Annotated in this window: 1 protein-coding gene; it reads right to left on the reverse strand. The window is 30.0% G+C overall.

What is annotated here, in order from left to right:
* Nucleotides 1-851 (reverse strand): ATP-binding protein (locus OYV_RS04085; RefSeq protein WP_042068439.1); only part of this gene is annotated, 851 nt, incomplete at both ends.

Consider the following 851-nt stretch of genomic DNA (forward strand, 5'->3'; position numbering starts at 1 on the left):
GAGTTTGAGGGTTTTGTTGAGACCATTTAGCCGTTTTTTTGTAAGCTTCTTCGATGATCGTGGTTAAATCACGGTTAGAGAGGTTTTTTCCTTGACATAATTGAGTAATCTCTTTTAAAGCTAAGAAAGTATGATAACTAATTTGATAAGGGGTGATAATATGTTTTAAATAACCTTCAATTTCGGAATCTTTTAAATGACCGATATAGATTTCTTTACTAAAACGACTGCGTAAAGCCGTATCAATTTTATGAAGGTTATTAGTCGCTCCCATTAAAACAATTTTTTTATTACTACTATTAAAACCATCTAATTTATCTAATAAAGTATTAATCACATTGACTCCTCCTGAAGAAATGTTGGAATCATTACGATTTTCTAATCCTTCAATTTCATCAATAAAGATAATGGTTTTATCATGAATTTCTGCTTCTTGCCACACTTTCTCCACTTCTTTTTCTCCTTCACCGATGTATTTTTGTCTAAATTTAGCAGGAATTAAATTAATAAAGTGAACGTTAGCCTCGCCACAAAGAGCTTTGATTAAAAAGGTTTTTCCTGTTCCTGGTGGACCATAAAGTAAATAACCTTTGGGGCGGACTTGATCGAAGTTAATTAAAGTTTGATTGGTTTTAAAATAAGTTAATAAATCTTCTAATTCTTCTTTTTCTGTTTCCATGCCGTAAACGTCTTTGAATGTCACTTGTTTTTTAGTATGAGGAAGAGGTTTGTTTTCTTTTAAATGATTTAATTGGATAGTTAAATTTTTCTTTTGTTTTTCAAAAGCGAATTTTTGATCAGTTAAGAACAGTTGAAAATCCTTGAAATTTTTTAATTCGGTTTGATTATTT

The organism is 'Chrysanthemum coronarium' phytoplasma, from assembly GCF_000744065.1.
GTDB classification, from domain to species: Bacteria; Bacillota_I; Bacilli_A; order Acholeplasmatales; family Acholeplasmataceae; genus Phytoplasma; species Phytoplasma asteris.